Below are 24,421 nucleotides of genomic sequence, written 5' to 3'. Positions count from 1 at the left end.
GACGCTACCCATCCGCTATTGCATCCGCTATCGTCGGCACATCCAAGGAAGGACGAACGATGGCCCGCGTACTGTTGCTGACCACCCTGGGGGTTTCGACCCTTGCCCTGCTTGTTTCCGGCTGGACCGCCTGGAACCTGCACCACAGCCAATCGCCACAGCGGGTGATCGAAGCCCGTGGCCTGGTCATCCACGATGAAAAGGGCCAGGCGCGTGTCATCCTCGGCGCCCCCGTACCCGATCCACTCAGCAAGGGCATGGCGCAGGGCCCGCGTGCGACAGCCCTGTCAGGCATGATCCTGCTCGGCCCCGATGGCTCCGAACGCGGCGGCTACGGCACCAGCGACCGTGGTGGCGAAGCCCTGCTGACCCTCGATGATGCCAGCGGCACCACCGAAGTATTCAAGGTCGTGGCCAACCCCGATCGCGGCGCGAGCCTGATGGTGCGGCACCAGAACAACACCGGCGCCATGCTCACCTCGTGGCAGGGCAAGCCTGAACTGGTGTTCCTGGATGACACCGGCCAGACCTACTACGTGCGACCCGGCGCCAACGCCGCGCCCTGAGCGCTCGCCCTTGTAGAGTCGAGCCATGCTCGACTTACGCCTTTGTAGAGTCGAGCTTGCTCGACTGATTGGCGAACAGCAGTCGAGCAAGCTCGACTCTACGACCCGCACACCACTGCGAGATCATCGGCCAGCCTGCGCAGCTCCGCCGCCCCCAGCGCCGCACAGGTGATGCGCAGCCCATGCGCCGGCGCCGCCACCGCAAACACCTCACCACCACGCACATGCCAGCCGCGTGCCGCCAGCGCCAGCACCTGCGTGTGGCTGTCACCCGGCAGCGGCAGCCACAGGTTCAAGCCGTCCATCGGCAGCGGCGTCTGCAGCCCGCGCGCGCGCAGCAGGTCCTGCAATGACTGCAGGCGCTGCTGGTAACGCTCACCTGCAGCGGCAATCTTCGCCCGTTGCGGCGCCGATTCCAGCACCGCGCTGGCCGCATCCTGCAACAGATGACTGACCCAGCCGGTACCGGCCGCCAGACGCAACCGCAGGCGCGCCACCGTCTCTGCATCGCACCCCAGCCAGGCCAGCCGCAGGTCCGGCCCCAGCGCTTTGGACAGCGAGCGCAGCAGCGCCCAGCGCCGCCCATCGTCTGGCAGCACCGAGTGGTAGGGCTGTTGCGAAAGCAGCGCGAAGTGATCGTCGATCAGCACCGCCACCTGCGGATAACCGGCCAGCACCTGGCGCAGCGCTCGCGCCCGCTTCGCGTCCAGGCTGGCCCCGGTGGGGTTGTGCGCGCGCGGGGTCAGCAGCACCGCCCGTGCACCGGCCTCCAGCGCACTGCGCAGTGCCTCCACCTGCATGCCATGCGCATCCACCGCTACCGGCAGCACCGCGTGGCCGCCAGCGGCCAGCACGTTCAGGCTGCCGAGGAAGCACGGATCCTCCACCGCGATGCGGTCACCCGGCAGCAGCCACGCCGCCAGCAGGCGTTCGATGCCGTCCACCGCCCCATGGGTCAGTTCCAGCGCATAGCCGGCCGGGCAATGCGGGTCCAGCGAGGCGCGCGCCAGCCGCTGCATGCGCACGTCCACCGTCTCGGCCCCGTACAGCCGCGGGGCTGCGGCCTGAAAGCGCACGGTGGGAAGAAGGCGCGGGTCCGGGTTGCCTCCCGCCAGATCGCGAAGGGCCAGGCCCGGCGCGCTGCCCTCACGCGCCATGGCCGCCGCTGGCCCGCGCACCACCGTGCCACGGCGGCCACCGGTGCTGGCCAGGCCGGCACCGTCCAGGCGCTTGTAGGCGGCCGCCACGGTATTGCGGTTCACCCCCAGCCGCTCAGCCAGCTCCCGCACCGGCGGCAGCACGCTGCCCCCAGCCAGCTGGCCGTTGCCAATACCCTCACGGATGCTGTCGAAGATGGCCTCGGCACTACGCCCGGTGATTTTCATTTTGTCCTATGCCAAACTAATTCTTGTCCTGTGCCAGTGTATCCCACCCTGGCCACCCCGCACCGGAGGTCCCCCATGCCCCTAGCCGCCGCCGACTGGCCCGTCGCCCAGTCCGTCGAACAGATTGCTGCCAACCTGGTCACCGTGCGCCAGCGCATCGCCGATGCCTGCATGCGCGCCGGCCGGGACCCGGCCAGCGTGCGCCTGTTGCCGGTCAGCAAGACCGTCGACGAGGCGCGCATCCGCATGGCCGTGGCCGCCGGTTGCCACGAACTTGGCGAGAACAAGGTGCAGGAGGCCCAGCGCAAGGCCGAAGCCATGGCCGACCTCGGCGTGCACTGGTCGGTCATCGGCCACCTGCAGACCAACAAGGCCCGCCATGTCGCCCGCTTCGCCAGCGAATTCCAGGCCCTGGACAGCCTGCGCGTGGCCGAGGCCCTGCAGCAGCGGCTGCAGTTGGAAGATCGCGTGCTGGATGTCTTCGTGCAGGTCAACACCTCGGCCGAACCCAGCAAGTACGGACTGGACCCGGACGCCGTCGCTGGCTTCGTGCAGCAGCTGCCCGCCTTCGACCGCCTGCGCGTGCGCGGGCTGATGACTCTGGCAATCTTCACCACCGACGTCGAGCGCGTTCGCGCCTGCTTCGTGCGCCTGCGCGAACTGCGCGACCAGCTGCAGCACACCGCACCGGCGGGCATCGACCTGTCACAACTGTCGATGGGCATGTCCGGCGATTTCGAGGTTGCCATCGAAGAAGGTGCCACCGTGGTGCGTGTCGGCCAAGCGATCTTCGGCGCGCGCGCGACGCCGGACAGTTTCTACTGGCCCAGCGCAGGGGAACCCGCATGACGGCCACTGCCGGCAGGCACGCTGTCGTGCTGCAGCACGTCGCCTTCGAAGACCTGGGCACGCTGCAGCCCCTGCTGCTCGCCCAGGGCTGGACCGTTCAGGTCCTGCAGGCCGGCGTCGATCCACTGGAGCCGGCCGAACGCGCGGATCTGCTGGTAGTGCTCGGCGGCCCGATCAGCGTCAATGACACGGCCTTCCATCCGTTCCTCGCCGACAGCATCGCCCTGCTGCAGCGCCGCCTGCAGCAGCAGCGTCCGACGCTGGGCATCTGCCTGGGCGCGCAGCTGATGGCGCGCGCCCTGGGCGCCACGGTCGCGCCCAGTGGCGGCAAGGAGATCGGCTTCGCGCCGCTGCTGCTGACCGAAGACGGCCAACAGTCGCCCCTGCAGGCCCTGCAGGGCATTCCGGTGCTGCACTGGCATGGAGAAGCCTTCGAGCTGCCCGTCGGTACGCAACGCCTGGCGAGCACGCCAGCCTGCAGGCACCAGGCCTTCGCCCTTGGCCGGCATGCGCTTGCCCTGCAATGCCATCCGGAACTTGACGCGCGCCAGTTCGAGCGCTGGCTGATCGGCCACGCCCTGGAACTGGCCCAGGCCGGCATCGACCCCAACGACCTGCGCATCCAGGCTCGTCGCTACGGCGCGCCCCTGGCCGCCGCAGCCACGGCGATGTTCGCGCAATGGCTGCAGCACCTGCCGGAGAACCCGTAATGCACTACCGCCTGACCATCCGTCGCCACGGCCAGTACTGGGGGCAGTTCGACTGCGAGGGCCCCGATGCCCTGCAGCACCTGCAGGACGTCGCGGCGCGACTCCCCGCCGACGACGGCTTCCAGCTGCAGCAGCTCAAGGGCGTGGGTGAGGAACGCATCCTGTCCAGCGGCGCCGGGGGGCTGCGCGTGCTGGCCGCGCAGATCCAGTACACGGCCTTCTGAAGCCGGAACCCCGCCGTCCTCGAGGATCACCCCGGGCGGAACGCAATTAATGCAAATGATTCTCCTTTACTGTAAGGTGCAGCCGCTGCCCTTGCCGCCGCGGGCTGTTCCCCTTCAACGCAACCGCCCGCCCCGTGTCCACGCCTGTCGAACCGACGGAAGTCGCGCATCTGTGCACCGCCCATCACCGGCCGCTGCATGCCCACGTCCGACGCAAACTCCCGCACCGCAGCGACGCCGATGACGTCGTCCAGAAAACCTGGCTGCGCGTCATCAAAGCCGCGGCCCGTGGGCTGCTCGGCAACGGCCGGGCGTACCCGTACCGCGCCGCCCACAACCTCATCGTCGACCCTGACCGGCAGCGCGCGCGCCGTCGCGAAGAAGCACTGGACGACGCCCGCGTGCTGATCTTCGCCAACCCGGCACTGCTGCCCGGGCAGCGCCAGCTGGACCCGGAACAGCTGCGCCATCTTGACGCCATCATCGCCGCCCTGCCCGCACGTTCACGACAGGTCTTCCTGCTGGCGCGGGTGAAGCAGATGGGACTGGCCGAGATCGGGTGCCAGCTCGGCATCACCCGCCAGACCGCGCATGGCCATCTGCTGCGTGCCCTGGTGGCCGTACAGCAGGTGCCGCAGGTGTGAGCCAGGCCACCATTGCCCGGGAGGCAGCCCGCTGGTGGCTGGATGGCCATGACGGCCAGCGCGACGAGAGCGCATTCGCCCGCTGGCAGGCGGCTGACCCGCGCCATGCTGCCCAGTACCAGCACCTGCAGGCGCTGTGGCAGGTTGGCATGGACCTGCCCGGCCTGCAGCGCCGCCAGCAGCGACGGCAACGTCGGCGTCTGCGCGAGGCCTGCATCGCGGTCTTGTTGCTGTGTGCGCTGGGTATGTACTGTCGCCATGTGACCCCACCTGCTGCACAGGTGGTGCGCACGGCCGCCGGACAGATCCGCGAAACGCCCGTGCCTGATGGCTCGTACCGGCAGCGGCTGTCCGTGGACCAGCCTGCCGATGCCGCGCCGCTGCTGGAACGCAGGCACGGCGTGCAGCAGGCACGGAATGACGGCATGGCCAAGGGGCTGGCCACCACGCCCGCCCTTGTGGTCGCCCTGGCTGCGCCGGGTGATGCTCCCGATGGGCACGATGCCGACCGTGTGGGCATGTCCGGCGATGAGTGAGCGCAGCCGCCACTGGCTGGCCATTGCCATCAGCACCGGACTGCATGTGTTGCCGCTGCTGCTGCTCATGCAGTGGACGGCAGCGCCGTCGCCGCTGCCGCCGCCGGAGCAGGACATGCGCATCAGCCTGCGCCTGCTGGCTCCGGCATCGCCGCCGCAACCCGTGGAAGAGCGCCACGCCGATACGCCACGCCCGGCGCAGCAGGCCAGTGCCCCGCAGCCCAGCAAGGCGCCACCGCCGCCGCTGCCCACCGCCGCCCGCGAAGGCGAGCTGGCCGCCAGCGAAGCCGGCGGTAATGGCCGGCAGCCCCTGCAGATCGACCTGCCTGCCGCATCGACCAACGCATCGCCGGCAACCGCCTCGGTCGCTGCGGCACCGCCCACACCGGATGCGCCGCCCGCAGACGTACAGGCAGGCGCGGCCAGCGACCAGTGGGAGGCGCGCCTGATGGCGCGCCTGCAGCGCTACCGCTTCTACCCGGCCGCTGCACGCGCGCGTCGCCAGCAGGGCACCGCATGGGTACGGGTCAGCCTGGACCGCGAAGGGCGACTGCTCGCGTTGCGGCTGGAACAGTCCAGCGGCCATGCGCTGCTGGATGAAGCCGCGCTGCAGACCTTCCGTCGTGCGCAACCGCTGCCCCCCATTCCCGATGAGATGAACGCACCGCAGGAACTGGTGGTACCGGTGGAGTACTACCTGCACCAGGCATAGCGGATGCAGCGTCGAGCATGGGCTCGGGCGCTACGGCTCCCACGCCACCCGTAGAGCCGAGCCCATGCTCGGCTGCCCTGCACAGCAGTCGAGCAAGCTCGACTCTCCCCCCGGGTCAGGCCTTCAGCACCTCCACCCGGTACGACACGTCATCGCCGTCGTGCTCGATGATCAAGCCGTGCACATCCGACTCGAAGCCGGGGAAACGGGCATTCTGCTCGCGGGCGATGCGCAGCGACTGGATGATCGGCTCATCGCTGTCACCGAAACGCTCGCCGGGCATGATGGTGGGGATGCCCGGCGGATACGGCACCAGCATGGTCGCCGCAATGCGGCCACTGATCTGCTCGATGTCGACCCGCTCGATCTCGCCCTTCACCAGGTGGTTGTAGGCGTCGGCCGGGGTCATCACCGGGGTCGGCAGGTCCACGTACATCTCGCGCATCACCTTGGCGACCGAGAATTCCTGGTTGAACGCGTGCAGTGCATCGCACAGATCACGCAGGCCCCAGCCGGCATAGGCAACCGGATAGTCGGCGGCCAGCGACGGCAGTGCCTGGCTCAGCGGCGCATTGCGGTCGTACAGCTCCTTGAACGCCATCAGCTCGGTCACCAGGGTGCTCCACTTGCCCTTGGTGATACCCATCGAGAACAGGAACAGGACCGAATACAGGTTGGTCTTCTCCACGGTGATGCCGCGGCTCCACAGGAACTTGCTCAGCACCGCGGCCGGAATGCCCAGCCGCCCCATGCTGCCGTCCATCGACAGGCCCGGGGTCAGCAGGGTTACCTTGATCGGGTCGATCAGCACGTAGTCGTCGACCAGGTTCTCGAAGCCATGCCAATGCCCGTCGGGCTGCAGGTACCACTCCTCGCGCTTGGCCACCAGCGGTGCCGGGGTTTCCCCCTTGTCCAGGCTGCGCTCGACCTGGGTCGGCTGCCACACGCTGAACCACCAGTCGTCGCGCCCCAGATCGTCGCGCACGTGCAGCATCGCGCGGCGGAAGGCGATCGCCTCGTCGTGCATCTCCTGCACCAGCGAACGGCCGGCGTCGCCCTCCATCATCTTCGAGGCCACGTCGCAGGCCGCGATCACCCCGTAATGCGGGCTGGTCGAGGTGTGCATCATGAACGACTCGTTGAAGCGCTCGGCGTCCAGGTTGCGCTGGGCCGAATTGCGTACATGGATCATCGACGCCTGTGAGAACGCGGCCAGCAGCTTGTGGGTCGAATGCGTGGTGAAAATGATCGCGTCCTGCTCGCGCGGCTTGCCCTTGGCCATGCCGTAATGGTTCTCGTAGAACGGATGGAACGCGGCATAGGCGTACCAGGCTTCATCGAAATGCAGGAAGTCCACCGCGCTGCCGATCTCGTCGGCGATCTTCTCGGCGTTGTAGCACAGGCCGTCATAGGTCGAATTGGTGACCACGGCGATGCGCGGCTTGGAACCTGCCTGGTAGGCCTTGCTCGCCAGCGGGTTGGCAGCGATGCGCTGCTGCAGCGCTTCGGGGGTGAACTGATCCAGGCTGATCGGGCCGATGATGCCGTGCGCGTTGCGGCTGGGGGTGAAGTACACCGGCACCGCGCCGGTCATGATGAGCGAATGCAGCAGCGACTTGTGGCAGTTACGGTCAACGAAGACCACGTCGCCGCGCGCCACCGTGCCGTGCCAGACAATCTTGTTGGCAGTGGAGGTCCCGTTGGTGACGAAGAAGGTATGGTCGGCGCCGAAGTTGCGCGCGGCCTCTTCCTCGGCCTCCTTGATCGGACCGGTATGGTCGAGCAGCGAGCCCAGCTCCGGCACCGAGATCGACAGATCGCTGCGCAGGGTGTTCTCGCCATAGAACTGGTGGAACGCGCGCCCGACCGGCGATTTGGTGAAGGCCACGCCGCCAGCATGGCCCGGCGTATGCCACGAATAGTTCGATTCGGCGGCGTGGTGGATCAGCGCCTTGAAGAACGGTGGCAGCAGGTTCTTCATGTAGTCTTCCGCCGCGCGCATCACCTGCCGCGCGATGAAGCCCTTGGTGTCTTCAAACAGGAAGATGAAACCGTGGATGTGCTTGAGCAGCTTGCTGGGCACCTTCTCGATGGTGCGCCGCTCGCCGTACAGGAACACCGGCAGGTTGGCCCGGCGCGCGCTCTGTTCGCGCAGGAACGCGGTCAGGCGCTGGAACTCGCCGTCCACTTCCTCGCTGCCATCGATGGAGATCAGCACCGCCGAGGCAGCCACGTAGGTGCGCGCACCGGCACGCGCATCATCCAGGTTCAACCCGCACAGCACGCGCTGGTCGTTGCCGCGCAGCTCCTCCACCAGCGCGCGGATCAGGATGCCACCGATGCGCGGCGACTCGTAGTCGTTGTCGATGACAATGACGGGATAATCCAGGGACTTGAAGTACACGATGTTTCTCCTTGTCGAACTCAGGAATGCTGGGCGCCGGCGCCGATGGCCGACACCTCACGGGCACGCTGCCGCTGCTGGCGGCGCTCCTCGCTGAAGAAGGGATAGAACACGGTGATGAACAGCACGAACAGGAAGGCGTACTGCACGATGCTTCCCGACGAGCCGTAGATCGCCCACAGGCAGTACACGACGGTCAGGCTGGTCAGGGTCCAGAAGGCACCGGTGTGCACCAGGGTGTGCGAGCGTTCCACCACGAAGTAGCAGGCCACGCACGAGTAGATGTAAGGCAGCAGGGTCAGCACGACGGCCGCCGAGGTGATCACATCGAACTGGGCAGAAGCGGTTTCCGAGGTCGAAGTCACCAGCACCGCCAGGGTCATCAGCACGGCAACGATCAGCACGCCCTTGACCGGCACGTCGTCCTTGTTGGTCTGGCTGAAGATGCTCGGGAACAGGCCATCATCGGAGGCGGCCTTGGCGCTCTGCGCGGTCAGCAGGATCCAGCCCCCCAGCGAACCGGCCGCGCCGACGAAAGCGCACAGGCTGACCAGCGCGCCGCCCCAGCCGCCGACGGCCTTGGCCGCAGCCAGCGCGAACGGTGCATCGGACACCTGCAGTTCTGCATTCGGCACCATGCCCATGATGACCGAGGAGCTGGCAATGTAGGCCACGGCCGCCAGGAACACGCCGGCCAGGGTCGCGCGTGCCACGTTCTTTTCCGGGTTCTCCACCACGCCAGCGGTCACCGAGGCCGATTCAACGCCGATGAAGGCCCACAGGGTCAGTGCCGCCGCGCTGGAGATCGCACCGAAGTTCGATTCCCCCGATACGTTGTACGCGCCCTTGAAGATGTCGGCATCGAAGAAGAACCAGCCGAAGATGGCGATGCCCAGGATCGGCACCAGCGCAAAGCTGGTGGTGACCGTCTGCACCCGGCTGACGAAGGCCGGGCCGATCATGTTGGCGAAACTGAGCGCCCACACCAGCACCAGCACCGCGGCGCAGCGCACCAGCGGCTGCGAGAGGATCGGGAAGAAATAGCTGAAGTAGCCCACCGCCGCGATCGGAATGGCAACGTTGCCGATCCAGTTGGCGAACCAGTAGATGGTGTTGGTCTGGAAGCCCATGTAGGGCCCGAACCAGTCACGCGCGTAGGCATAGGGGCCGCCCGCCTTGGGCGCCAGCTTGCCCAGCTTGGCGAACACGAAGGCCAGCAGCAGCGCGCCGGCCGTGGTGATCAGCCAGCCCCAGATGGAGGCGGTGCCGATCTTGGCCAGGCTGGAGGGCAACAGGAACACACCGGAGCCCATCATGTTGCCGGCGACGAGGAAGGTGGCTCCGACCACCCCGATCTTCTTTGCTTGTGCCATGGCACTCTCCTGAAGCTGGCATTGGCCCGGCAATACCGGGCATGGGAACTGGCTGCGCTGGCGCTGGATACGCTGGCGGCTACTTGATGAAGTTGTATTGCAGGCTGCCCTGGACCCGGACCGTGTCGCCGCGTGCGCCGCTTTGCTGCTCCAGGCGCCCGTACAGCAGCTCCATGCCCATCGTCCACGACGGTGCCGGGCTCCAGATCAGGTTGAAGACGCCGTAGCGGCTTTCCCGGAACGCGTCAGCGGCCAGCGCGCTGTTCCGCTCCAGGGTCAGCTGGCCGAAGATCAGGTTCGAGCGCCACAGCTCGGACCAGTAATGGGTGTAGCCGACGAAGCCACCGTGCACATCCAGCGCATCGAGCCGGCCCTCGGCATCAACCACCGCATCCAGGCCGGAGCCGGTGAGATCAGCGGTGTAGCGGCTCAGGCCGCGGCCCCCCAGTGCGCCGAACAGCAGCAGATCGCGCTCGCCCACCGCCGCCGAGCCGCTCAGTTGCAGGCCACCGCCCATGCGCCGGTCGCGCTCGCCATCACCGTCATAGGCCAGGCTGCGCGCCACCGCGCCCAGCTGGAGATGGCCCCAGTCGCGCTCCATGCGGGCGGTAACGGTAACGTCGGGCAGGCGGTTGGCGGCCATGCGTGTGTCACTGGCCCCGGCCAGTTCGGTGTCGGGGTCTTCAGCGGCAAGGGTCAACGTATTGCCCTTGCCCATCGTGAAGCTGTGATGGATGCCGGCCACCAGCAGATAGCCGGCACCGCCCGGGCCAGCGAAATCGAGCGTGTCGGGCAGGCTGTCAGCATCCATGAAGCTGGAATAGCCATAGCCTGCGTAGGTATTGCCGAGCTGTCCGTAGGCATGTCGCAAGCGGAACTGGTAGCCGTCACTGCTGCCGAAGAAGTCGTTTTCCAGATAGAAGCGCAGGTTGCCGTGGGTGGTCGGCCGCCGCGCCTCGAAACTGAAACGGGTCTGCTTGGCGTGGATGTTGAAGTTGGACACGTCGCGGTGGCTGCCGCCCACCGGTATCGACGAGGGAATGAACTGGTCCTCGTCGCCTGCCGCGCGCGAATCAGCGATGGCATCGAGCTTGGCGTAGCCGCCGATGCGGATGACGGTATCGGTGCCGGGGATGGCGAAGAAGCCCTTCAGGTCCGGGTCGGTAGGACCCGCCGCGCTGTCCGGTCGCGAGGCTGCGGTGGACGGGTCGGCCACCGATTCTCGTTGTGGCAGCACCGGCGGCGCGACACCCGGCACCTGGGTGGGATGCAGCGCCCCCATCGTGCCCGACGTCGCTGCTGGCGTGACCGGCGTTGCGCTTGCAGCGACCACCGGCGGCGGCGCTGCAGTGGCGGCTTCGCGCTGTTCAAGGCGATCCAGGCGCTGCTGCATGCCCTCCAGAGCCTGGCGCAGGGTCGCGATCTCACGCCGCAGCGCCTGCGCGTCCTCGCTCTGGGCATGGGCGGGCATCGCCGCCAACGCTGCCATGCATGCCACACTCAGTACTGCCAAGCGCATTGCATCCTCCATGGACGAACACCTGCCATGCACCGCCAACCGGGACGCGCAAGCGAACCCGACTGCGAGCTGCCGTTGCTGGGTTGTGGAGTACTGCGTCGATGCCCACAGACAGCCTGCGCATGGCAGGCAACAGAACGATGACATCGCCCTGTCATTGCCCCGGGTCGCTCGACTGCGGCTGCGCTGCCAGCACGGTGGCGACCGCAGGCGTCTGGGTAGCAATCCTGCAGTGAGGGTGTCGTGAACAATCCGCCCCGGAGTAAGCCTTCGAGGCGGGTCCGAAGCGCTGTCCGTGTCGCAGTGACGCTGTATTCCATGCGTCAAGGCTAGTCGACCTGTCGCTTTCAGCCTTGATCGGAATCAAGCCGCAATGCTTGATCTCAGTCACTATTCAGAAGTGATTTCGCAACGGATGCTGCGCAGCCCTTGCAAGGCGCAGGTGTTGCAGAATGCAACAGGCCCGCACGTTGCCATGCGGGCCTGTCGCGGCAGATGAGGTGCGGCTGCGCCGTCAGCGCGGACCGAGCACCTTCAGCAGGTCATCTCCCTGCGGCAGGCCGGCGCGACGCCCAACCGTTCCCTGTTCATCCTGGAACAGGATGCCCGGCGTGCCCTGGAACCCCATCTCGACCATCAGCACCTGGTTGGCGTCCAGCTTGCCGGCGACCTCGCGGCTGATGCTCGGCAGCGGCTTGATGCCACCGCGCTCGAACTGGTGCTCGTTCTCCAGCAGGGCCGCGCTGGGATCGCGCGCGGACAGGATCGCCGCCGCTTTGGCCGGGCTGTCCTCACGGATCACGCCGACCATGATGTGGCGCAGCTGCACCTTGCCCGCATCAACCCACGGGCGCGCCGCATCCCAGAACTTGTGGCAATACGGGCAGTTGGCATCACTGAAGGTATAGACCACGCGCGGTGCGTCTGCCTTGCCGTCGCGCACCCAGGCACTGGCTTCCAGCTTGGCCCACATCTTGGCCGACATCGGCGCAGACACCAGTTTTTCCACCACCTCGGCAGCCACATCGTTGCCCTCGGCATCGAACAGGCTGCCGACCAGCACGTGCTTGCCATCTGCGGTCACGTAGGCAGCGGCCGGCTGCTGGCCACCCACCACGCCGGCAAAGCCGCGCAACCCACCGGGCGCGTCGAATTCAGAAACCACTTCGAAGCCGTGCTTCTCGATGCCCTTCAGAACGGCAGGGATCTCGCCCTTGGCCGGGGCCGTAGCCGGGGCCGCAGCAGCGGTACTGGCCGGCGCCTTGCCGGGCGGGGTCTGTGCCTGGCTGCAGGCGGTCATGGCCAGCAGCACCGGCAGGATCAGGACCGCAGGCGCGGTGCGCAGGGAAATCGACAGCATGTGAACTCCGGAAGGAAATGCCCGCGCAGGCTACCGCAGCCTGCGCAGTTTGTGTTCAAGACCGGCATGGGTCAGTTCACCCAGGTGCAGATCCTGCAGACGCCCCTGCGCATCGAACAACAGGGTGGACGGGTAGGCACGCACGCCGAGCGCGGTCGACGCGGCGGCAGGTTCGTCCAGCAGCACACCCCGCAACTCAAGGCGCTCCGCGCGAAGGAACTGCTCGACTTCATCCTGAGGTTCACCCTGGTTGAGGAAGACGAACTGCAGCTCGGGATGCGCCTGCTGCGCCCTGGCCAGCACCGGCATCTCACGCCGGCAGGGCCCACACCAGCTGGCCCAGAGATTGAGCACCAGCGGCCTGCCCCGGAACTGCTGCAGATCCAGCGGCCGGGCCTGCAGGTCCAGCACCTGTACGGCAGGCAGGGCCAACGTGTTGGCCTGCCACGTGGCCAGGCCGTGGCTGCCCACACCCCACAGCAGTGAACCGGCAAGCGCACTGCACAACACCGGTACGCGCAGCGAGGCGTGGCCGCGCAGGCTCCACAGCCCCCAGACCAGCCCCGTCGCCAGCACCGCCGCAACGTGATAGCCGCCATCGGCAATCTGCAACACGCTCCACGGCGCTTCACGATACAGGTCGAGATTGGCGATGACGAAGGACACGCGCCCGCAGAGCAGGCCCACCAGCAGCATGTCGAGCACACGCCCGGCCCCGGAGGGCCGCGGCGGCGGCGTCTGGCGCGCTGTCCACAGCCGCGCGCTGCCCATCGCCAGCAGCAGAGCAATCAGGATCACCACTACCGGCATCGGCACCGGCCCCACACTTGGCATTACATCACCCGCCCGAACGTTCAGAGTCGTGCATGTTCGGAGCGCCGCGCCTGCCGTGCAAGCGTGGCGCTCCCACCTGCGCAGTCAGGCAGCATCCAGTCGCGATACGTCGGCCTGCTTAGGCGGCGCCGCCCGCGGCGGCATCAGCGCAGGCGCGGGCAGCGCGCGTTCGCGACGTTTGCTGCTGACGTGGCGTCGATAGTTGGCCGGGGTCATGCCCACGATACGCAGGAACAACCTGCGGAATGCACTCTGGTCAGCATAGCCCACACCCCACGCCACCTCGTCGATGCTGGCGCCCTGCTGCAGCAGGGTCTGCGCCTTGGCTACGCGCAGCCGCTGGCAGTACTCGATCGGGCGCAGTCCGGTCGCCTTCAGGAAACGACGCTGCAGCGTGCGAGGTTCAAGCCCGGACACCTCGCAGATACCCGGCAGCGTTGCCCCGCGTGCTGCGGTGGTGTGCAGCCAACGCTGCGCCTTGAGTACATCGCGATCGCCGTGGGCGAAATTGGCACTGAAACGCTCCAGGTCCTGCTGCACATCGGCCGGCACGACAATGCCCATGTGCTGGGCCACCTCGCTGGCAACCCCCTGCCCGTGCAGGCGGTACAGCAGCCGCAGCCCGAGATACCGCCAGGCCTGCGCGCCGGCCACGGTCAGCAGGTCGCCGTCATCGACCAGCGTACGTTCACTGGGGGCCCAGCTGGCGGCCTGGCCCTGCAGGGACGGATGGCGACGCAGGTCCGGACCGGCCACCGTGCGCCCGGCCAGCAGTCCCGCGCGGGCCAGCACGCCAACACCGTCCGCGGCTGCGGACAGCAGGCTGCCGCCGTCATAGTGCGCCCGCAGCCAATCCAGCAGCACTTCCTCGGCACGCACCGACACGCCCGGGCTGACCTGGCTCGGCAGGGCAATCACAGCAGGAATGGCAGCATCGAGCATTTCCGCGCCGGCGATCCGGTTCACGCCCCTGTTGTTGGCCGGTACGATCCAGCGGGTTACCAGTACCCGGGCACTGGAACGTCGCTGCTGCTGGGCAAGACGGTTGGCCACGTGCGCCATTTCGGCCAGCACCGAGGCGGCCGACGGATCTCCGCCCGGGTACTCCACCACCGCGACCTCGACGAATCCCTCGTTGTTCAGTCCCTCCACGCTCCCCTCCTCCATTCGTTCAGGCCGTCGAGCGGCCGGCTCTGGCGAAGGGTAGGAAGTGGCCCAACGGGAGGGCTATGAAGAAAGTTGCAAAGTCGGCTGAATAGCCAGAATCCACAAACCCTTGACTCTTGACCAGACTCCAGGGTTGACAATGCCTGCTGTTTCCAGGAGTGCGCCATGAATATTGGAGAGCTGGCCCGCCAGGCCGGGGTGCCGATCGACACCGTCCGCTATTACGAACGCCAGCAGTTGCTGCCCATGGCGGCACGCTCGGCCGGCGGCTACCGCATCTTCGGCGAGCACGACCTGCGCCGGCTGCGCTTCATCCGCCGGGCCAAGGCGCTGGGTTTCAGCCTGGAGGAAATTTCCGAACTGCTGGCGCTGAGCGACCGCCGCCAGCAGGACATGGGCAGCGTGCGCGGGACGGCGCAGGCGCGGCTGGCCGACATCGAGCACCGGATGGCCGAGCTGCAGCGCATGCATGCGGCGCTGTCACAGCTGGTGGACGCCTGCCCGGGCCATGGCGAACTGGACCAGTGCCCGATCCTCGCCGCCCTGACCGAGGACAACGCATGAACCGCGGGCATTCCCCGGATGGCCACGGCCACAGCCAGGCACCCGCCGCAGGCGGCTGCTGTGGCGCTGCGAAGAAAACCCCGGCCACGGTGAAGGATCCGGTCTGCGGCATGGACGTGGACCCGGCCAGCACCGCGCACCACGCCCACCACCAGGGCCAGGACTACCACTTCTGCAGCAACGGCTGCCGGCAGAGATTCGTCGCCGATCCTCAGCGCTACCTCGATCCATCGTCCCATGTCGCAGCCGAAGTACCCGCGGGCACCCTGTACACCTGCCCGATGGACCCGGAAATCGTGCAGGAGGGCCCCGGCACCTGCCCGATCTGCGGCATGGCGCTGGAACCGATGATGCCCAGCCTGGACGAGGGCGAGAATCCGGAACTGACCGACTTCCGCCGCCGCTTCTGGGTGTCGCTGCCACTGAGCGTGGCGACGATGGCGCTGGCGATGTTGGCGATGACGCCGCTGCTGCATGCTTTGTCGCCGACGCTGCGGGTATGGATCGAGGGCGCGCTGGCCACGCCGGTGGTGCTGTGGGCCGGCTGGCCATTCCTGCGCCGCTGGGCGCAGTCGATCCGCAACCGCAGCCCCAACATGTGGACGCTGATCGGTACCGGCGTCATCGCCGCCTACGGCTACAGCGTGGTGGCGACGGTGGCACCGGGCGTGTTCCCGCCCTCGTTCCAGCAGCACGGCCACGTCGGCGTGTACTTCGAAGCGGCAGCGGTGATCATTTCGCTCACCCTGCTCGGCCAGCTGATGGAACTGCGCGCACGCGCCAGGACCTCTGCGGCGATCAAGGCCCTGCTGGGCCTGGCACCGAAGACCGCGCGGCGCATCGATGCCGATGGCAGCGAGCATGATGTCGAACTGGCCAAGGTGAAGGCCGGCGACCGCCTGCGCGTGCGTCCCGGCGAGAAGGTGCCGGTGGATGGCCGCGTGCTTGAGGGCCGTTCCTCATTGGACGAATCGATGCTGACCGGCGAGCCGGTGCCGGTGACCAGGCAGGCCGGCGACAGCGTGATCGGCGCAACCCTCAATGGTTCGGGCGCGCTGGTCATCGAAGCCGAACGTGTGGGCGACGACAGCATGCTGGCGCAGATCGTGCAGCTGGTGGCGCAGGCGCAACGTTCGCGCGCACCGATGCAGCGCATGGCCGACAGGGTAGCGTACTGGTTCGTGCTGGCGGTGCTGGGCGTGGCGGCACTGACGCTGCTCGGCTGGGGCCTGTTCGGTCCTGCGCCATCGTGGACACACGGGGTGCTCAACGCGGTGGCCGTGCTGATCATCGCCTGTCCATGCGCGCTGGGGCTGGCCACGCCGATGTCGATCATGGTCGCCACCGGCCGCGCCGCGCAGCACGGCGTGCTGTTCCGCGATGCCGAAGCCATCGAAGCACTCGGCAAGGTCGATACGCTGGTGATCGACAAGACCGGCACGCTTACCGAAGGCCGGCCGGCGTTCGACGCCGTGCATGCCGCCGCGGGTTTCGAAGACACCCAGGTGCTGCAGTGGGCCGCCAGCCTCGACCAGGGCAGCGAACATCCGCTGGCCGAAACCATCGTCAGCGCTGCACGCGCAGGTGGATTGCCGCTGCTGGCGGTGGAGGATTTCGATTCGATCACCGGACTGGGCGTGCGTGGCCGCGTAGACGGCCGCGCGATGTGGCTGGGCAATACCGCCTTGATGGCCGGGCAGTCGGTGCCGGTGACCGCCGTGCAGGAACAGGCCGATGCGCTGCGCCGACATGGTGCCAGCGTGATGTACCTGGCGGTGGACGGGCAGCTCGCTGGCCTGCTGTCCGTGGCTGATCCGATCAAGTCGACCACCGCCGAAGCCATCGCCGCGCTGCACCGCGATGGGCTGCGCATCATCATGGCCACCGGCGATGGCCTGCTGACCGCGCAGGCCGTTGCGTCCATCCTGGGCCTGGACGAGGTACACGGCGAAAGCCGCCCCGCCGACAAGGCCACGCTGGTGCAGCAGCTGCAGGCACAGGGTCGCGTCGTGGCGATGGCCGGCGATGGCATCAACGATGCCCCGGCGCTGGCCAGCGCCAACATCGGCATCGCCATGGGCACCGGCACCGACGTAGCGATGTCCAGCGCACAGATCACGCTGGTGAAGGGCGATCTGCGTGGCATCCTGCGTGCGCGCCAGTTGTCGCGTGCGGCCGTGCGCAACATGCGGCAGAACCTTGGTTTCGCGTTCCTCTACAACGGACTGGGCATTCCGGTCGCGGCCGGCGTGCTGATGCCATGGGGCATTTCGTTGTCGCCGATGCTCGCTGCGGTGGCGATGAGCCTGAGTTCGGTTTCGGTCATCAGCAACGCGTTGCGCCTGCGCGCGCAGCGTCTGCCTGGCGGCTGACATCGGCCTCGCAACGGATGTGAAGAAAAGTGCAACAAACGCTTGCCAACCCCCGGGGGCACAGCTATTATTTCGCTCCTCAGCGACGTGGGGCCATAGCTCAGCTGGGAGAGCGCCTGCATGGCATGCAGGAGGTCAGCGGTTCGATCCCGCTTGGCTCCACCAATCTTTCGGCATTAGGCCGTCGAAAGGTCGCTAAAGAACATTGATGAGATCTGCGTCCCCATCGTCTAGAGGCCTAGGACATCACCCTTTCACGGTGGCGACCGGGGTTCGAATCCCCGTGGGGACGCCAACTCATCACGAACAACAAGGACCCGGCCGATAACCGGGTCTTTTTTGTTCACCGCCTACCGGCGTTCAGGTTGTGGCGTTGCGGTTCCCCTGCCCTCGTGGCCCTGGTGAACCACAACGAAGAAAGCGAAAAAAAAGCTTCCACAAAGGTGAATGCGTTGGTAAGATAGGCGGCTCGGTAACACGGGGCCATAGCTCAGCTGGGAGAGCGCCTGCATGGCATGCAGGAGGTCAGCGGTTCGATCCCGCTTGGCTCCACCACTTTCGACATTAGGCCGTCGAAAGTTCTACAACTTGAAGTTTTTCGTGCGTCCCCATCGTCTAGAGGCCTAGGACATCACCCTTTCACGGTGGCGACCGGGGTTCGAATCCCCGTGGGGACGCCAGTTTCAGAACGGACCCTGCTCCCGGCAGGATCATCCGGAGTTTCATGGGGCCATAGCTCAGCTGGGAGAGCGCCTGCATGGCATGCAGGAGGTCAGCGGTTCGATCCCGCTTGGCTCCACCACTTCGACATTAGGCCGTCGAAGATCTACAACTTGAAGTTTTCGTGCGTCCCCATCGTCTAGAGGCCTAGGACATCACCCTTTCACGGTGGCGACCGGGGTTCGAATCCCCGTGGGGACGCCAATTCTTGAAGACCCCGGCCTCGGCCGGGGTTTTTCTTTGTCTGCAGCCTGGGCTGCCATATCCACGCCATGCGTGGATGGATGCCTCACCGCCACCGGGCGTCAGAACCGCCGGTACATTCCGATCGACGCCGGCGCCGTGGGTGCGAAACCGAACCGTGCGTACAGGCGGTGCGCCTCGCCATCGGCGAGCAGGCTCACATACGCCGACGGCGGCAGGTTGGCCCGCATCCATGCATCCAGCCGTGCCATCACCTGCTTGCCCAGCCCCTGCCCCTGCAACCTGGGCAGCACGGCAATGTCACAGACCTGCAGGTGGCAGCCGCCATCGCCCACAATCCGCCCCATCGCCACCAGCTCGTTACCCTGGTACGCGCAGACCCCAAACAGGGTATTGGGCAGCGCGCGACTGGCCGCCTCTGCCGTCTTGGCGCTCAGCCCTGCGAGCACGCGCAGCTGGCAGTAGTCCTCAACGGTCGGCACGCCATCGCGGAACTGGCAGGTCGTCGAATCGTTCATGCGTCATCTCCCGGGTGTCAGGCTATCCTGCCGCAGTCACGTCGCAGCCGCTGCGACCTTCACCCACAGAACGCCCATGTGCTATTCCGCCCTGATCCGCGCCGATTACGCCAAGCTCGTCCGCGAGTACGGCGCCGTGCTGTCGCTGGAAGAATTCGCCACGCTGTACGCGCACGATCCCGGCAAGAAACGGCCAAAAACGCCCAAGGCCATGGACGACGGCTTTGCCGGCGCACGTACGGAAGCGGGCCGCGACATCCTGGCTAAGATCCAGCAATGGCACGCCGAGGAACAGCAGTCACTGCAGGCAGAACTGCGCAGGCAGGCCGAACGCCGCGACATCGCCAGCGCCACCATGGCCACGCGCCCGACACAGAAGGCGCGGAACGACCTGCGCGTCGCCAGCAATCGTATCGAACGCGCGCAGTCACGCCTGGATGACCTGCACCGGGTGCAGCTGCTGCCGCGCGACAACCGCATCTTTCCCGGCCCCTATGCGCCGGTGATGGTCAGCGAGAACGGGCAGCGGGTCGTCAAGCCGATGCGCTACCAATGCCGCCTGCCCGACAAGCCAGCGCGCAACGATGTGCTCTACCCGGGCACCTACAATGCGCGCCGCGACAGCCTGGAAGGCTACTGGCGCGGTGCCTTCGGCCTGCGCCACGGCGTCGTGGTCGTCAGCGCGTTCTACGAGCATGTACCACGCCATGCCATCGCCGGCCGCAGCCTGGGCAGCGATGAAAAGGAACAGGACGTCGTCCTGGAGTTCCGCCCAGATCCGCCGCGCGACCTGTTGCTGGCCTGCCTGTGGGCGGAATGGGAAGGCCCGGAGGGCCGCCTGCTGTCATTTGCCGCAATCACCGACGCCCCGCCACCGGATGTGGCCGCCGCCGGCCATGACCGCGGTGTGGTCCCGATCCGCCGCGAACACCTGGATGCCTGGCTCAATCCCGATCCGGACCAGCTGGCCACGCAGTACGCCATCCTCGATGACCGCGAGGACCTGCGCTACACCTTCGAGGAGGCCGCCTGAGCCTGCAGCGTGTCCTCAGGCCGGCGCGCTGGAACGACCGATGGCGCGCACCAGCGCGCGCGACAGATCCGCTGACAGATAGGGCTTGACCAGCAGCACGCCGGCACGCATCGATGCCGGCACCTGCTCGGCGGTCATGCCGGTGGCCAGCACGAAAGGAATCCCACGTGCGGCCAGGACAGCGGCCACCGGCTCACTGGTCTCGTTGCGGGCCAGCCGGTAATCCAGCAGGGCCACATCAGGCGAGGATTCCTGCAGCATGCGCAATGCCTCAGCGACCGTCGCGGCCAGGCCGACGACCACGGCGCCGGCCTGCACCAGCTGCATGTGCAGCAGGGCCGCGCTCATTTCGTCGTTTTCGACCACCAGCACCCGCAGGTCCTGCAACGCAGTCATTGGCCTCGCTCCTGCACCTGTTAAGCCGACCCAGTATAGCCACCACGCGGTCATTACAGACAAAAAGAAGGGCTTACGGCCCTTCATGCAGAGGCTCTATGAAGGGCTGCCAGCCTCGGTTACACTAGCCCGCTGCTGCCGGTGTGGCGGAATGGTATACGCAGCTGACTCAAAATCAGCCGGGGGTGACCCCATGAAGGTTCGAGTCCTTTCACCGGCACCATCGCATCAAAGGCCAGGTCACCGACCTGGCCTTTTGCGTTCTGCGCGGGTCGTCTTCCCGCGCGTCAGGGCACCACACGCAACATCGGCGTCCGCGGCCCGCCCGCATTGCCCTGCCCGGCATCCAGCCGGAACCCGGCAACGGTCTGCAGCAGCTGCACGGACTGTTCTTCCATGCTGCGCGCCGCCGCCGAGGCTTCCTCCACCAGCGCTGCGTTCTGCTGCGTACCCTGGTCGATCAGGTCCACGGCCTGGTTCATCTGTTGGATGTCGTCGCTCTGCTGCTGCGCCGCCGAACTGATCTGCGCCATCAGTTCGCTCACCCGGCGTACGTCGCGCACGATCTCATCCATGGTCCGCCCTGCGCTCTCCACCTGCGCGGTGCCTGCGCCGACATTGGCCACCGACTCATCAATCAGCCGCTTGATCTCCTTGGCTGCGCTGGCCGAGCGCTGCGACAACTCGCGGATCTCGGTGGCAACCACCGCGAAGCCCCGCCCATGCTCGCCGGCACGCGCCGCCTCCACCGCCGCATTCAGCGCCAGGATGTTGGTCTGGAACGCAATGCCATCAATCACCCCGATGATGTCGACGATGCGCCGCGAAGATGCATTGATCATTGCCATGGTCGACACCACCTCGTGCACCACGCTGCCGCCACGCGTGGCCACTTCGGACGCACCGCCGGCCAGTTCGCTGGCCTGCCGGGCATGGGTGGCGGTGCGCTGCACGGTATCGGCCAGGCCCTTCATCGACACCGCCGTTTCCTCCAGTGAAGCGGCCTGCTGTTCAGTGCGCTGGGACAGATCACTGTTGCCCTGTGCGATCTCGCTGGCACCCACGGCAATGGTGTCGGCGGCGAATTTGATCTGGCCGAGGATGCCGGCCATCGCCTCCACCAGCGCGTTGACACCCTCGCACAGCTCGGCGATCGGGCCACGCTTGTCGGTCATGTCGACGTGATGGGTCAGGTCGCCCTGCTTGGCGGCGGCCACCACCTCACGGGTCTGCGCCACGGCGCGCTGGGTCGCCTGGTGCTCATGTACCTGGGCGGTGATGTCGGTCGCGTACTTGACCACTTTGAATGGCCGACCGTTCATGTCCAGGATCGGGTTGTACGATGCTTGGATCCACACCTCGCGCCCGCCCTTGCCCAGACGCCGGTACTGCCCGGCGTCATATTCGCCCCGACCGAGCTTCTCCCAGAACTGGCGATACTCCGCGCTTTCGCGATGACCCGGCTCGACGAACAGCGCATGATGCTGGCCCTGCACTTCTTCCCGCGTGTAACCGGTCGCGGCCAGGAAGTTGGCATTGGCCGACAGGATGCGTCCGTCGAGACTGAACTCGATCACCGCCTGCGACTTGTCGATGGCTGCCAGCTGACCCGCAGAATCGGCCGCCTGCAGCTTCTGCGCGGTGATGTCGGTGGCGAACTTCACCACTTTGTACGGCCGTCCGTGCCGGTCGAGCACCGGGTTGTAGGAGGCCTGGATCCAGATCTCGCGCCCTCCCTTGCCGAAGCGCCGGTACTGGCCGGCGTCGAACTCGCCACGCGCCAGCCGGGCCCAGAAATCACGATACTCAGGGCTGCGGGCATGCTCGGGATCGACAAACAGGGCATGGTGCTGCCCCTGGATTTCATCCAGGCGATAGCCCACCGCCTGCAGGAAGTTGTCGTTGGCCTGCAGAATGGTGCCGTCCAGCGCGAACTCGATGACCGCCTGCACGCGATGCAGTGCGGCCACCTGTGCGGCCAGCTCGTCCTGTCGGCGGTCCTGCGCGGACACCTCGGCGGTGGTGCGCTGTGCACCCAGAGCCCCCAGCAACAGGCGCCAGGGTGAGAAACGGGAATGGGATTCGGCCGGTGTCTGCTCACCGGCCGTGAAACCTGGCATCAGCATCATCTGGTCCTCGGAGTCCAATAAGGTGCAATCCGGCGGGCGAATGCCCGGCGGGGCCATCAATTGCCTGGACTTGCAGACGCCCGGGGGCGGCGTCCTCGATCTCTTGCGCGCAAAGCTGGGCACTGCGAACTGCATGAGCGTTCGGCGATACACACAGCGCGGGCCGTCCATCGGGGACAGCCGGGGGTCCTGCTGCGGGAGAAGAGGAGCTGGATCCAGTCAGGTTATCGGCCGGTTCATGACCAGCTTTAGGGCCATCTGCCGGATCCCCGCCTTCACGCTGCCCGCCTGGGCGTTGACCCGGCAGGCCTCCCCGGCGGGCTCAGTGTTGCCGCCACATCAGCCAACGCAGCACGGCAACGGCCAGCACCGTCGGCAGGTAGCCAAGGCTGCCCACCCATACCAGCAGCGCCGCCGTTACCCAGCCCCCGCCACCCCCAAGGATCCAGGACGTGTTCTGCAGCACATGCAGCGCCACCGGCAACAGCAGCGCCGGTGAAAGCCGCAGCAGCTGCCAGCGCCAGCCCAGCGGGCCGATGAAACCAATGATCGCCCCCAGCAGCGCGGCGAGGGTCACGATGGGAAGTGCAGCATCCATGGCCGTGTTCGATTCAACGTGCAGTGGCCATTGTGGACCACCACGGCAGATGCAGCGATGCGCGTTACGCCCAAAGGGTTGCAATGACCAACGACGCATCCCATCGCGGGCGCCTGCATCCACCATGATCGTATCTGGAATACCGACCACTACAGGGAGAGACCATGTTGCAGCGAAGTGTGTGCGTTCTTTTGCTGGGCCTGTGCAGCAGCGTTGCCAGTGCGGCCGATGTGCCGTATCGCCCTGCTTTCCATCCCGATCAGCACAAGGGTCCGCCAGCGGGACGCGTGAATGAGGTACTGGTACTAGGCAGCCCACACCTGTCGGGCCTGCCTGACACCTTCGAGCCCAAGCAACTGGAACCGTTGCTGGCCCGCCTGCAGGCCTGGAAGCCGACGGCAATCGCCGTCGAGAACGTGCCGGGGCTGCAGTGCGACTTCATGCGCCGCTACCCCAGCCGGTATGCCGACAGCACCAGCGACTACTGCGTCGATACCTCCGCGGCCAAGGCGGCCACGGGCATGGATGTACCCACCGCAAACGCAGAAATGGACCGCCTGCTGGCCGCGTGGCCGGGCAACCCGACGCCAGCGCAGCGACGGCACCTGGCGGCCGTGTGCCTGGCTGCGGGCGAGCGCGGCTCCGCGCTGGTGCAGTGGCTGCGCCTTCCGGTAGAAGAGCGCCGCGCTGCTGACAGCCTCAGCCCCGAACTGGTGCAGTTCCTCGAAGCGCGCAGGGTACGCAAGGACGAGGTGGCCCTGGTCGCCGCCGAGTTGGCTGCCCGCCTGGGCTTGGAGCGGCTGTGGTCGGTGGATGACCATACCGCCGACGCGCCCACACCGCAGGCACAGCAGGACGCCGCCGCGAAGGCGATCCGCAGCGCGTGGGACAACCCGGCCGGGAAGCTCCGCCATGCCACCTATGAGCGCTTGTATGCCAACGTCGACACGCCCGACGGATTGATGGCGATCTACCGCAACGACAACGATCCTGCGATGGCCAAGCTTGTGTATGACAATGACTTCGGCGCCGCGTTCGTCGAACCCTCGGCAGAAGGCTTCGGCCGCAACTATCTGGGCTACTGGGAAACCCGCAACCTGCGCATGGTCGCCAACATCCGCGACGTGCTTGGCCAGTACCCGGGCACGCGCATGCTGGCGATCGTGGGTGCCTCGCACAAGGGCTACTACGAGGCATATCTGGACCAGATGCATGACGTACAGCTGGTGGATGCGGCACCCGTACTTCGCTGAGCCACTTGCTGTCTGTAAAGTCGAGCCTGCTCGACTGCCGTTCGAGGCACGCACGCAGGTCGAGCATGGCTCGACTCTACAAAGGCTTCAGTCGAGCACGCTCGACTCTACCGGGCGCGGTCATCGGCGCCCGTTGCGCCACAGCGCGGCGCTGGCGGCAACGATCCAGCCCAGCGTCGCCAGCAGCACGACGGACACCCCCCACTGCAGCACCGGCACCAGCGACTGTGCCATCGGGTCCACGCGCAGCTGTTCCAGCCGCAGCCCGCCGGCCAACGCCAGCAACCAGCCAATACAGGCCGGGGCGTAGGCACCGGCGATGTGTGTCTTCCAACGGCTCATGGCAACTGC

The 24,421-nt window shown here is 66.9% G+C and carries 22 protein-coding genes, 7 tRNA genes and 1 pseudogene; 18 read left to right on the top strand and 12 right to left on the bottom strand.

Annotated elements, in window-relative coordinates:
• The first annotated feature begins 59 nt into the window (after nt 1-59).
• Nucleotides 60-566, top strand: coding sequence for a hypothetical protein (locus tag VER16_RS00205; RefSeq protein WP_324804853.1), 507 nt, complete (start codon nt 60-62; stop codon nt 564-566).
• Between the two features lie 98 nt (nt 567-664).
• Here the strand turns inward: VER16_RS00205 and ptsJ are convergent, their stop codons facing one another.
• Nucleotides 665-1,951 carry a transcriptional regulator PtsJ gene (gene ptsJ, locus VER16_RS00200; protein WP_324804852.1) on the bottom strand — a complete coding sequence of 429 codons (1,287 nt, stop codon included), beginning with the start codon at nt 1,949-1,951 and terminating at the stop codon, nt 665-667.
• A gap of 75 nt (nt 1,952-2,026) precedes the next feature.
• Here ptsJ and VER16_RS00195 point away from each other — a divergent pair, with 75 nt between their 5' ends.
• The 6 genes and pseudogenes from VER16_RS00195 (at nt 2,027) to VER16_RS00170 (ending at nt 5,626) form a co-directional block, all read left to right on the top strand.
• Nucleotides 2,027-2,800, top strand: a complete 774-nt coding sequence (locus VER16_RS00195; RefSeq protein ID WP_324804851.1) for a YggS family pyridoxal phosphate-dependent enzyme — start codon at nt 2,027-2,029, stop codon at nt 2,798-2,800.
• Nucleotides 2,797-3,510, top strand: coding sequence for a glutamine amidotransferase (locus VER16_RS00190; protein WP_324804850.1), 714 nt, complete (start codon nt 2,797-2,799; stop codon nt 3,508-3,510). The genes VER16_RS00195 and VER16_RS00190 overlap by 4 nt, the downstream gene beginning before the upstream one ends.
• Nucleotides 3,510-3,734 carry a hypothetical protein gene (locus VER16_RS00185; RefSeq protein WP_324804849.1) on the top strand — a complete coding sequence of 75 codons (225 nt, stop codon included), beginning with the start codon at nt 3,510-3,512 and terminating at the stop codon, nt 3,732-3,734. The genes VER16_RS00190 and VER16_RS00185 overlap by 1 nt, the downstream gene beginning before the upstream one ends.
• Nucleotides 3,735-3,868: 134 nt before the next feature.
• On the top strand, nt 3,869-4,378 hold the full coding sequence (locus VER16_RS00180; protein ID WP_324804848.1) for a sigma-70 family RNA polymerase sigma factor: 510 nt from the start codon (nt 3,869-3,871) through the stop codon (nt 4,376-4,378).
• Nucleotides 4,375-4,716: pseudogene (locus VER16_RS00175) on the top strand (FecR/PupR family sigma factor regulator); the annotation flags it as partial. The gene VER16_RS00180 and the pseudogene VER16_RS00175, both read left to right, overlap by 4 nt.
• Nucleotides 4,717-4,906: 190 nt before the next feature.
• Entirely contained in the window at nt 4,907-5,626 is a 720-nt protein-coding gene (locus tag VER16_RS00170; protein ID WP_324804847.1) for an energy transducer TonB, read from the top strand.
• A 115-nt stretch (nt 5,627-5,741) separates the two neighbouring features.
• On the opposite strand, the gene VER16_RS00165 is transcribed toward VER16_RS00170, so the two are convergent.
• The 6 genes from VER16_RS00165 to VER16_RS00140 form a co-directional block, all read right to left on the bottom strand.
• The gene (locus VER16_RS00165) at nt 5,742-8,030 is read right to left on the bottom strand and encodes an Orn/Lys/Arg decarboxylase N-terminal domain-containing protein (RefSeq protein ID WP_324804846.1); all 2,289 of its coding nucleotides are present in this window, start codon (nt 8,028-8,030) and stop codon (nt 5,742-5,744) included.
• 20 nt (nt 8,031-8,050) lie between these two features.
• On the bottom strand, nt 8,051-9,403 hold the full coding sequence (gene adiC, locus VER16_RS00160; RefSeq protein WP_324804845.1) for an arginine/agmatine antiporter: 1,353 nt from the start codon (nt 9,401-9,403) through the stop codon (nt 8,051-8,053).
• A gap of 79 nt (nt 9,404-9,482) precedes the next feature.
• Nucleotides 9,483-10,922: a DcaP family trimeric outer membrane transporter gene (locus VER16_RS00155; protein WP_324804844.1), complete on the bottom strand. Its 1,440-nt coding sequence runs from the start codon at nt 10,920-10,922 to the stop codon at nt 9,483-9,485.
• 514 nt (nt 10,923-11,436) lie between these two features.
• Complete coding sequence (dsbG, locus tag VER16_RS00150; RefSeq protein WP_324804843.1) at nt 11,437-12,282, bottom strand: thiol:disulfide interchange protein DsbG; 846 nt, start codon at nt 12,280-12,282, stop codon at nt 11,437-11,439.
• Between the two features lie 30 nt (nt 12,283-12,312).
• A complete protein-coding gene (locus tag VER16_RS00145; RefSeq protein ID WP_324804842.1) occupies nt 12,313-13,116 on the bottom strand; it encodes a TlpA disulfide reductase family protein in 804 nt (267 codons plus the stop codon).
• Between the two features lie 84 nt (nt 13,117-13,200).
• Complete coding sequence (locus VER16_RS00140) at nt 13,201-14,268, bottom strand: GlxA family transcriptional regulator (protein ID WP_324804841.1); 1,068 nt, start codon at nt 14,266-14,268, stop codon at nt 13,201-13,203.
• Nucleotides 14,269-14,448: 180 nt separating this feature from the next.
• On the opposite strand from VER16_RS00140, the gene VER16_RS00135 reads away from it, so the two are divergent.
• The 8 genes from VER16_RS00135 to VER16_RS00100 all read left to right on the top strand — a co-directional run bounded on the left by VER16_RS00135 (nt 14,449) and on the right by VER16_RS00100 (nt 18,143).
• On the top strand, nt 14,449-14,847 hold the full coding sequence (locus VER16_RS00135; RefSeq protein ID WP_324804840.1) for a heavy metal-responsive transcriptional regulator: 399 nt from the start codon (nt 14,449-14,451) through the stop codon (nt 14,845-14,847).
• Nucleotides 14,844-17,219, top strand: coding sequence for a heavy metal translocating P-type ATPase (locus tag VER16_RS00130; RefSeq protein WP_324804839.1), 2,376 nt, complete (start codon nt 14,844-14,846; stop codon nt 17,217-17,219). Before VER16_RS00135 ends, VER16_RS00130 begins: the two co-directional genes overlap by 4 nt.
• Before the next feature lie 89 nt (nt 17,220-17,308).
• Nucleotides 17,309-17,384, top strand: a tRNA-Ala gene (locus VER16_RS00125).
• A gap of 54 nt (nt 17,385-17,438) precedes the next feature.
• A tRNA-Glu gene (locus VER16_RS00120) sits at nt 17,439-17,514 on the top strand.
• Nucleotides 17,515-17,698: 184 nt separating this feature from the next.
• Nucleotides 17,699-17,774 (top strand) — tRNA-Ala (locus VER16_RS00115).
• Between the two features lie 49 nt (nt 17,775-17,823).
• Nucleotides 17,824-17,899: transfer RNA gene (locus tag VER16_RS00110), tRNA-Glu, on the top strand.
• Between the two features lie 46 nt (nt 17,900-17,945).
• Nucleotides 17,946-18,021 (top strand) — tRNA-Ala (locus VER16_RS00105).
• Between the two features lie 46 nt (nt 18,022-18,067).
• Nucleotides 18,068-18,143: transfer RNA gene (locus VER16_RS00100), tRNA-Glu, on the top strand.
• 101 nt (nt 18,144-18,244) lie between these two features.
• Here VER16_RS00100 and VER16_RS00095 read toward each other — a convergent pair.
• Complete coding sequence (locus tag VER16_RS00095) at nt 18,245-18,661, bottom strand: GNAT family N-acetyltransferase (RefSeq protein ID WP_324804838.1); 417 nt, start codon at nt 18,659-18,661, stop codon at nt 18,245-18,247.
• A 76-nt stretch (nt 18,662-18,737) separates the two neighbouring features.
• Here VER16_RS00095 and VER16_RS00090 point away from each other — a divergent pair, with 76 nt between their 5' ends.
• The gene (locus tag VER16_RS00090) at nt 18,738-19,694 is read left to right on the top strand and encodes an SOS response-associated peptidase family protein (RefSeq protein WP_324804837.1); all 957 of its coding nucleotides are present in this window, start codon (nt 18,738-18,740) and stop codon (nt 19,692-19,694) included.
• Nucleotides 19,695-19,709: 15 nt separating this feature from the next.
• Here the strand turns inward: VER16_RS00090 and VER16_RS00085 are convergent, their stop codons facing one another.
• Nucleotides 19,710-20,090 carry a response regulator gene (locus VER16_RS00085; protein ID WP_324804836.1) on the bottom strand — a complete coding sequence of 127 codons (381 nt, stop codon included), beginning with the start codon at nt 20,088-20,090 and terminating at the stop codon, nt 19,710-19,712.
• 137 nt (nt 20,091-20,227) lie between these two features.
• Between VER16_RS00085 and VER16_RS00080 the strand changes: the two genes are divergently transcribed.
• Nucleotides 20,228-20,313 (top strand) — tRNA-Leu (locus VER16_RS00080).
• 64 nt (nt 20,314-20,377) lie between these two features.
• Here the strand turns inward: VER16_RS00080 and VER16_RS00075 are convergent.
• Nucleotides 20,378-22,216, bottom strand: coding sequence for a methyl-accepting chemotaxis protein (locus tag VER16_RS00075; protein WP_324804835.1), 1,839 nt, complete (start codon nt 22,214-22,216; stop codon nt 20,378-20,380).
• Between the two features lie 325 nt (nt 22,217-22,541).
• The gene (locus tag VER16_RS00070; RefSeq protein WP_324804834.1) at nt 22,542-22,817 is read right to left on the bottom strand and encodes a hypothetical protein; all 276 of its coding nucleotides are present in this window, start codon (nt 22,815-22,817) and stop codon (nt 22,542-22,544) included.
• A gap of 164 nt (nt 22,818-22,981) precedes the next feature.
• Here VER16_RS00070 and VER16_RS00065 point away from each other — a divergent pair, with 164 nt between their 5' ends.
• Nucleotides 22,982-24,070 (top strand): DUF5694 domain-containing protein, encoded by a 1,089-nt coding sequence (locus VER16_RS00065; protein ID WP_324804833.1) that lies wholly within the window; start codon nt 22,982-22,984, stop codon nt 24,068-24,070.
• A gap of 120 nt (nt 24,071-24,190) precedes the next feature.
• Here VER16_RS00065 and VER16_RS00060 read toward each other — a convergent pair whose 3' ends face one another.
• Nucleotides 24,191-24,412, bottom strand: coding sequence for a hypothetical protein (locus VER16_RS00060; RefSeq protein WP_324804832.1), 222 nt, complete (start codon nt 24,410-24,412; stop codon nt 24,191-24,193).
• Nucleotides 24,413-24,421 lie beyond the last annotated feature (9 nt).

This window comes from Stenotrophomonas sp. (genome assembly GCF_035634915.1).
In the GTDB taxonomy this organism is placed as follows: domain Bacteria; phylum Pseudomonadota; class Gammaproteobacteria; order Xanthomonadales; family Xanthomonadaceae; genus Stenotrophomonas.
This window is presented reverse-complemented; position numbering and strand designations above follow the sequence as displayed.

Excerpts from the sequence above, each read along its gene's own strand:
- VER16_RS00205 (WP_324804853.1), top strand. The coding sequence starts at position 60 with ATGGCCCGCGTACTGTTGCTGACCACCCTGGGGGTTTCGACCCTTGCC.
- ptsJ (WP_324804852.1), bottom strand. The coding sequence starts at position 1,951 with ATGAAAATCACCGGGCGTAGTGCCGAGGCCATCTTCGACAGCATCCGT.
- VER16_RS00195 (WP_324804851.1), top strand. The coding sequence starts at position 2,027 with ATGCCCCTAGCCGCCGCCGACTGGCCCGTCGCCCAGTCCGTCGAACAG.
- VER16_RS00190 (WP_324804850.1), top strand. The coding sequence starts at position 2,797 with ATGACGGCCACTGCCGGCAGGCACGCTGTCGTGCTGCAGCACGTCGCC.
- VER16_RS00185 (WP_324804849.1), top strand. The coding sequence starts at position 3,510 with ATGCACTACCGCCTGACCATCCGTCGCCACGGCCAGTACTGGGGGCAG.
- VER16_RS00170 (WP_324804847.1), top strand. The coding sequence starts at position 4,907 with ATGAGTGAGCGCAGCCGCCACTGGCTGGCCATTGCCATCAGCACCGGA.
- adiC (WP_324804845.1), bottom strand. The coding sequence starts at position 9,403 with ATGGCACAAGCAAAGAAGATCGGGGTGGTCGGAGCCACCTTCCTCGTC.
- VER16_RS00155 (WP_324804844.1), bottom strand. The coding sequence starts at position 10,922 with ATGCGCTTGGCAGTACTGAGTGTGGCATGCATGGCAGCGTTGGCGGCG.
- dsbG (WP_324804843.1), bottom strand. The coding sequence starts at position 12,282 with ATGCTGTCGATTTCCCTGCGCACCGCGCCTGCGGTCCTGATCCTGCCG.
- VER16_RS00145 (WP_324804842.1), bottom strand. The coding sequence starts at position 13,116 with ATGCCAAGTGTGGGGCCGGTGCCGATGCCGGTAGTGGTGATCCTGATT.
- VER16_RS00135 (WP_324804840.1), top strand. The coding sequence starts at position 14,449 with ATGAATATTGGAGAGCTGGCCCGCCAGGCCGGGGTGCCGATCGACACC.
- VER16_RS00130 (WP_324804839.1), top strand. The coding sequence starts at position 14,844 with ATGAACCGCGGGCATTCCCCGGATGGCCACGGCCACAGCCAGGCACCC.
- VER16_RS00095 (WP_324804838.1), bottom strand. The coding sequence starts at position 18,661 with ATGAACGATTCGACGACCTGCCAGTTCCGCGATGGCGTGCCGACCGTT.
- VER16_RS00090 (WP_324804837.1), top strand. The coding sequence starts at position 18,738 with ATGTGCTATTCCGCCCTGATCCGCGCCGATTACGCCAAGCTCGTCCGC.
- VER16_RS00085 (WP_324804836.1), bottom strand. The coding sequence starts at position 20,090 with ATGACTGCGTTGCAGGACCTGCGGGTGCTGGTGGTCGAAAACGACGAA.
- VER16_RS00075 (WP_324804835.1), bottom strand. The coding sequence starts at position 22,216 with ATGCTGATGCCAGGTTTCACGGCCGGTGAGCAGACACCGGCCGAATCC.
- VER16_RS00070 (WP_324804834.1), bottom strand. The coding sequence starts at position 22,817 with ATGGATGCTGCACTTCCCATCGTGACCCTCGCCGCGCTGCTGGGGGCG.
- VER16_RS00065 (WP_324804833.1), top strand. The coding sequence starts at position 22,982 with ATGTTGCAGCGAAGTGTGTGCGTTCTTTTGCTGGGCCTGTGCAGCAGC.
- VER16_RS00060 (WP_324804832.1), bottom strand. The coding sequence starts at position 24,412 with ATGAGCCGTTGGAAGACACACATCGCCGGTGCCTACGCCCCGGCCTGT.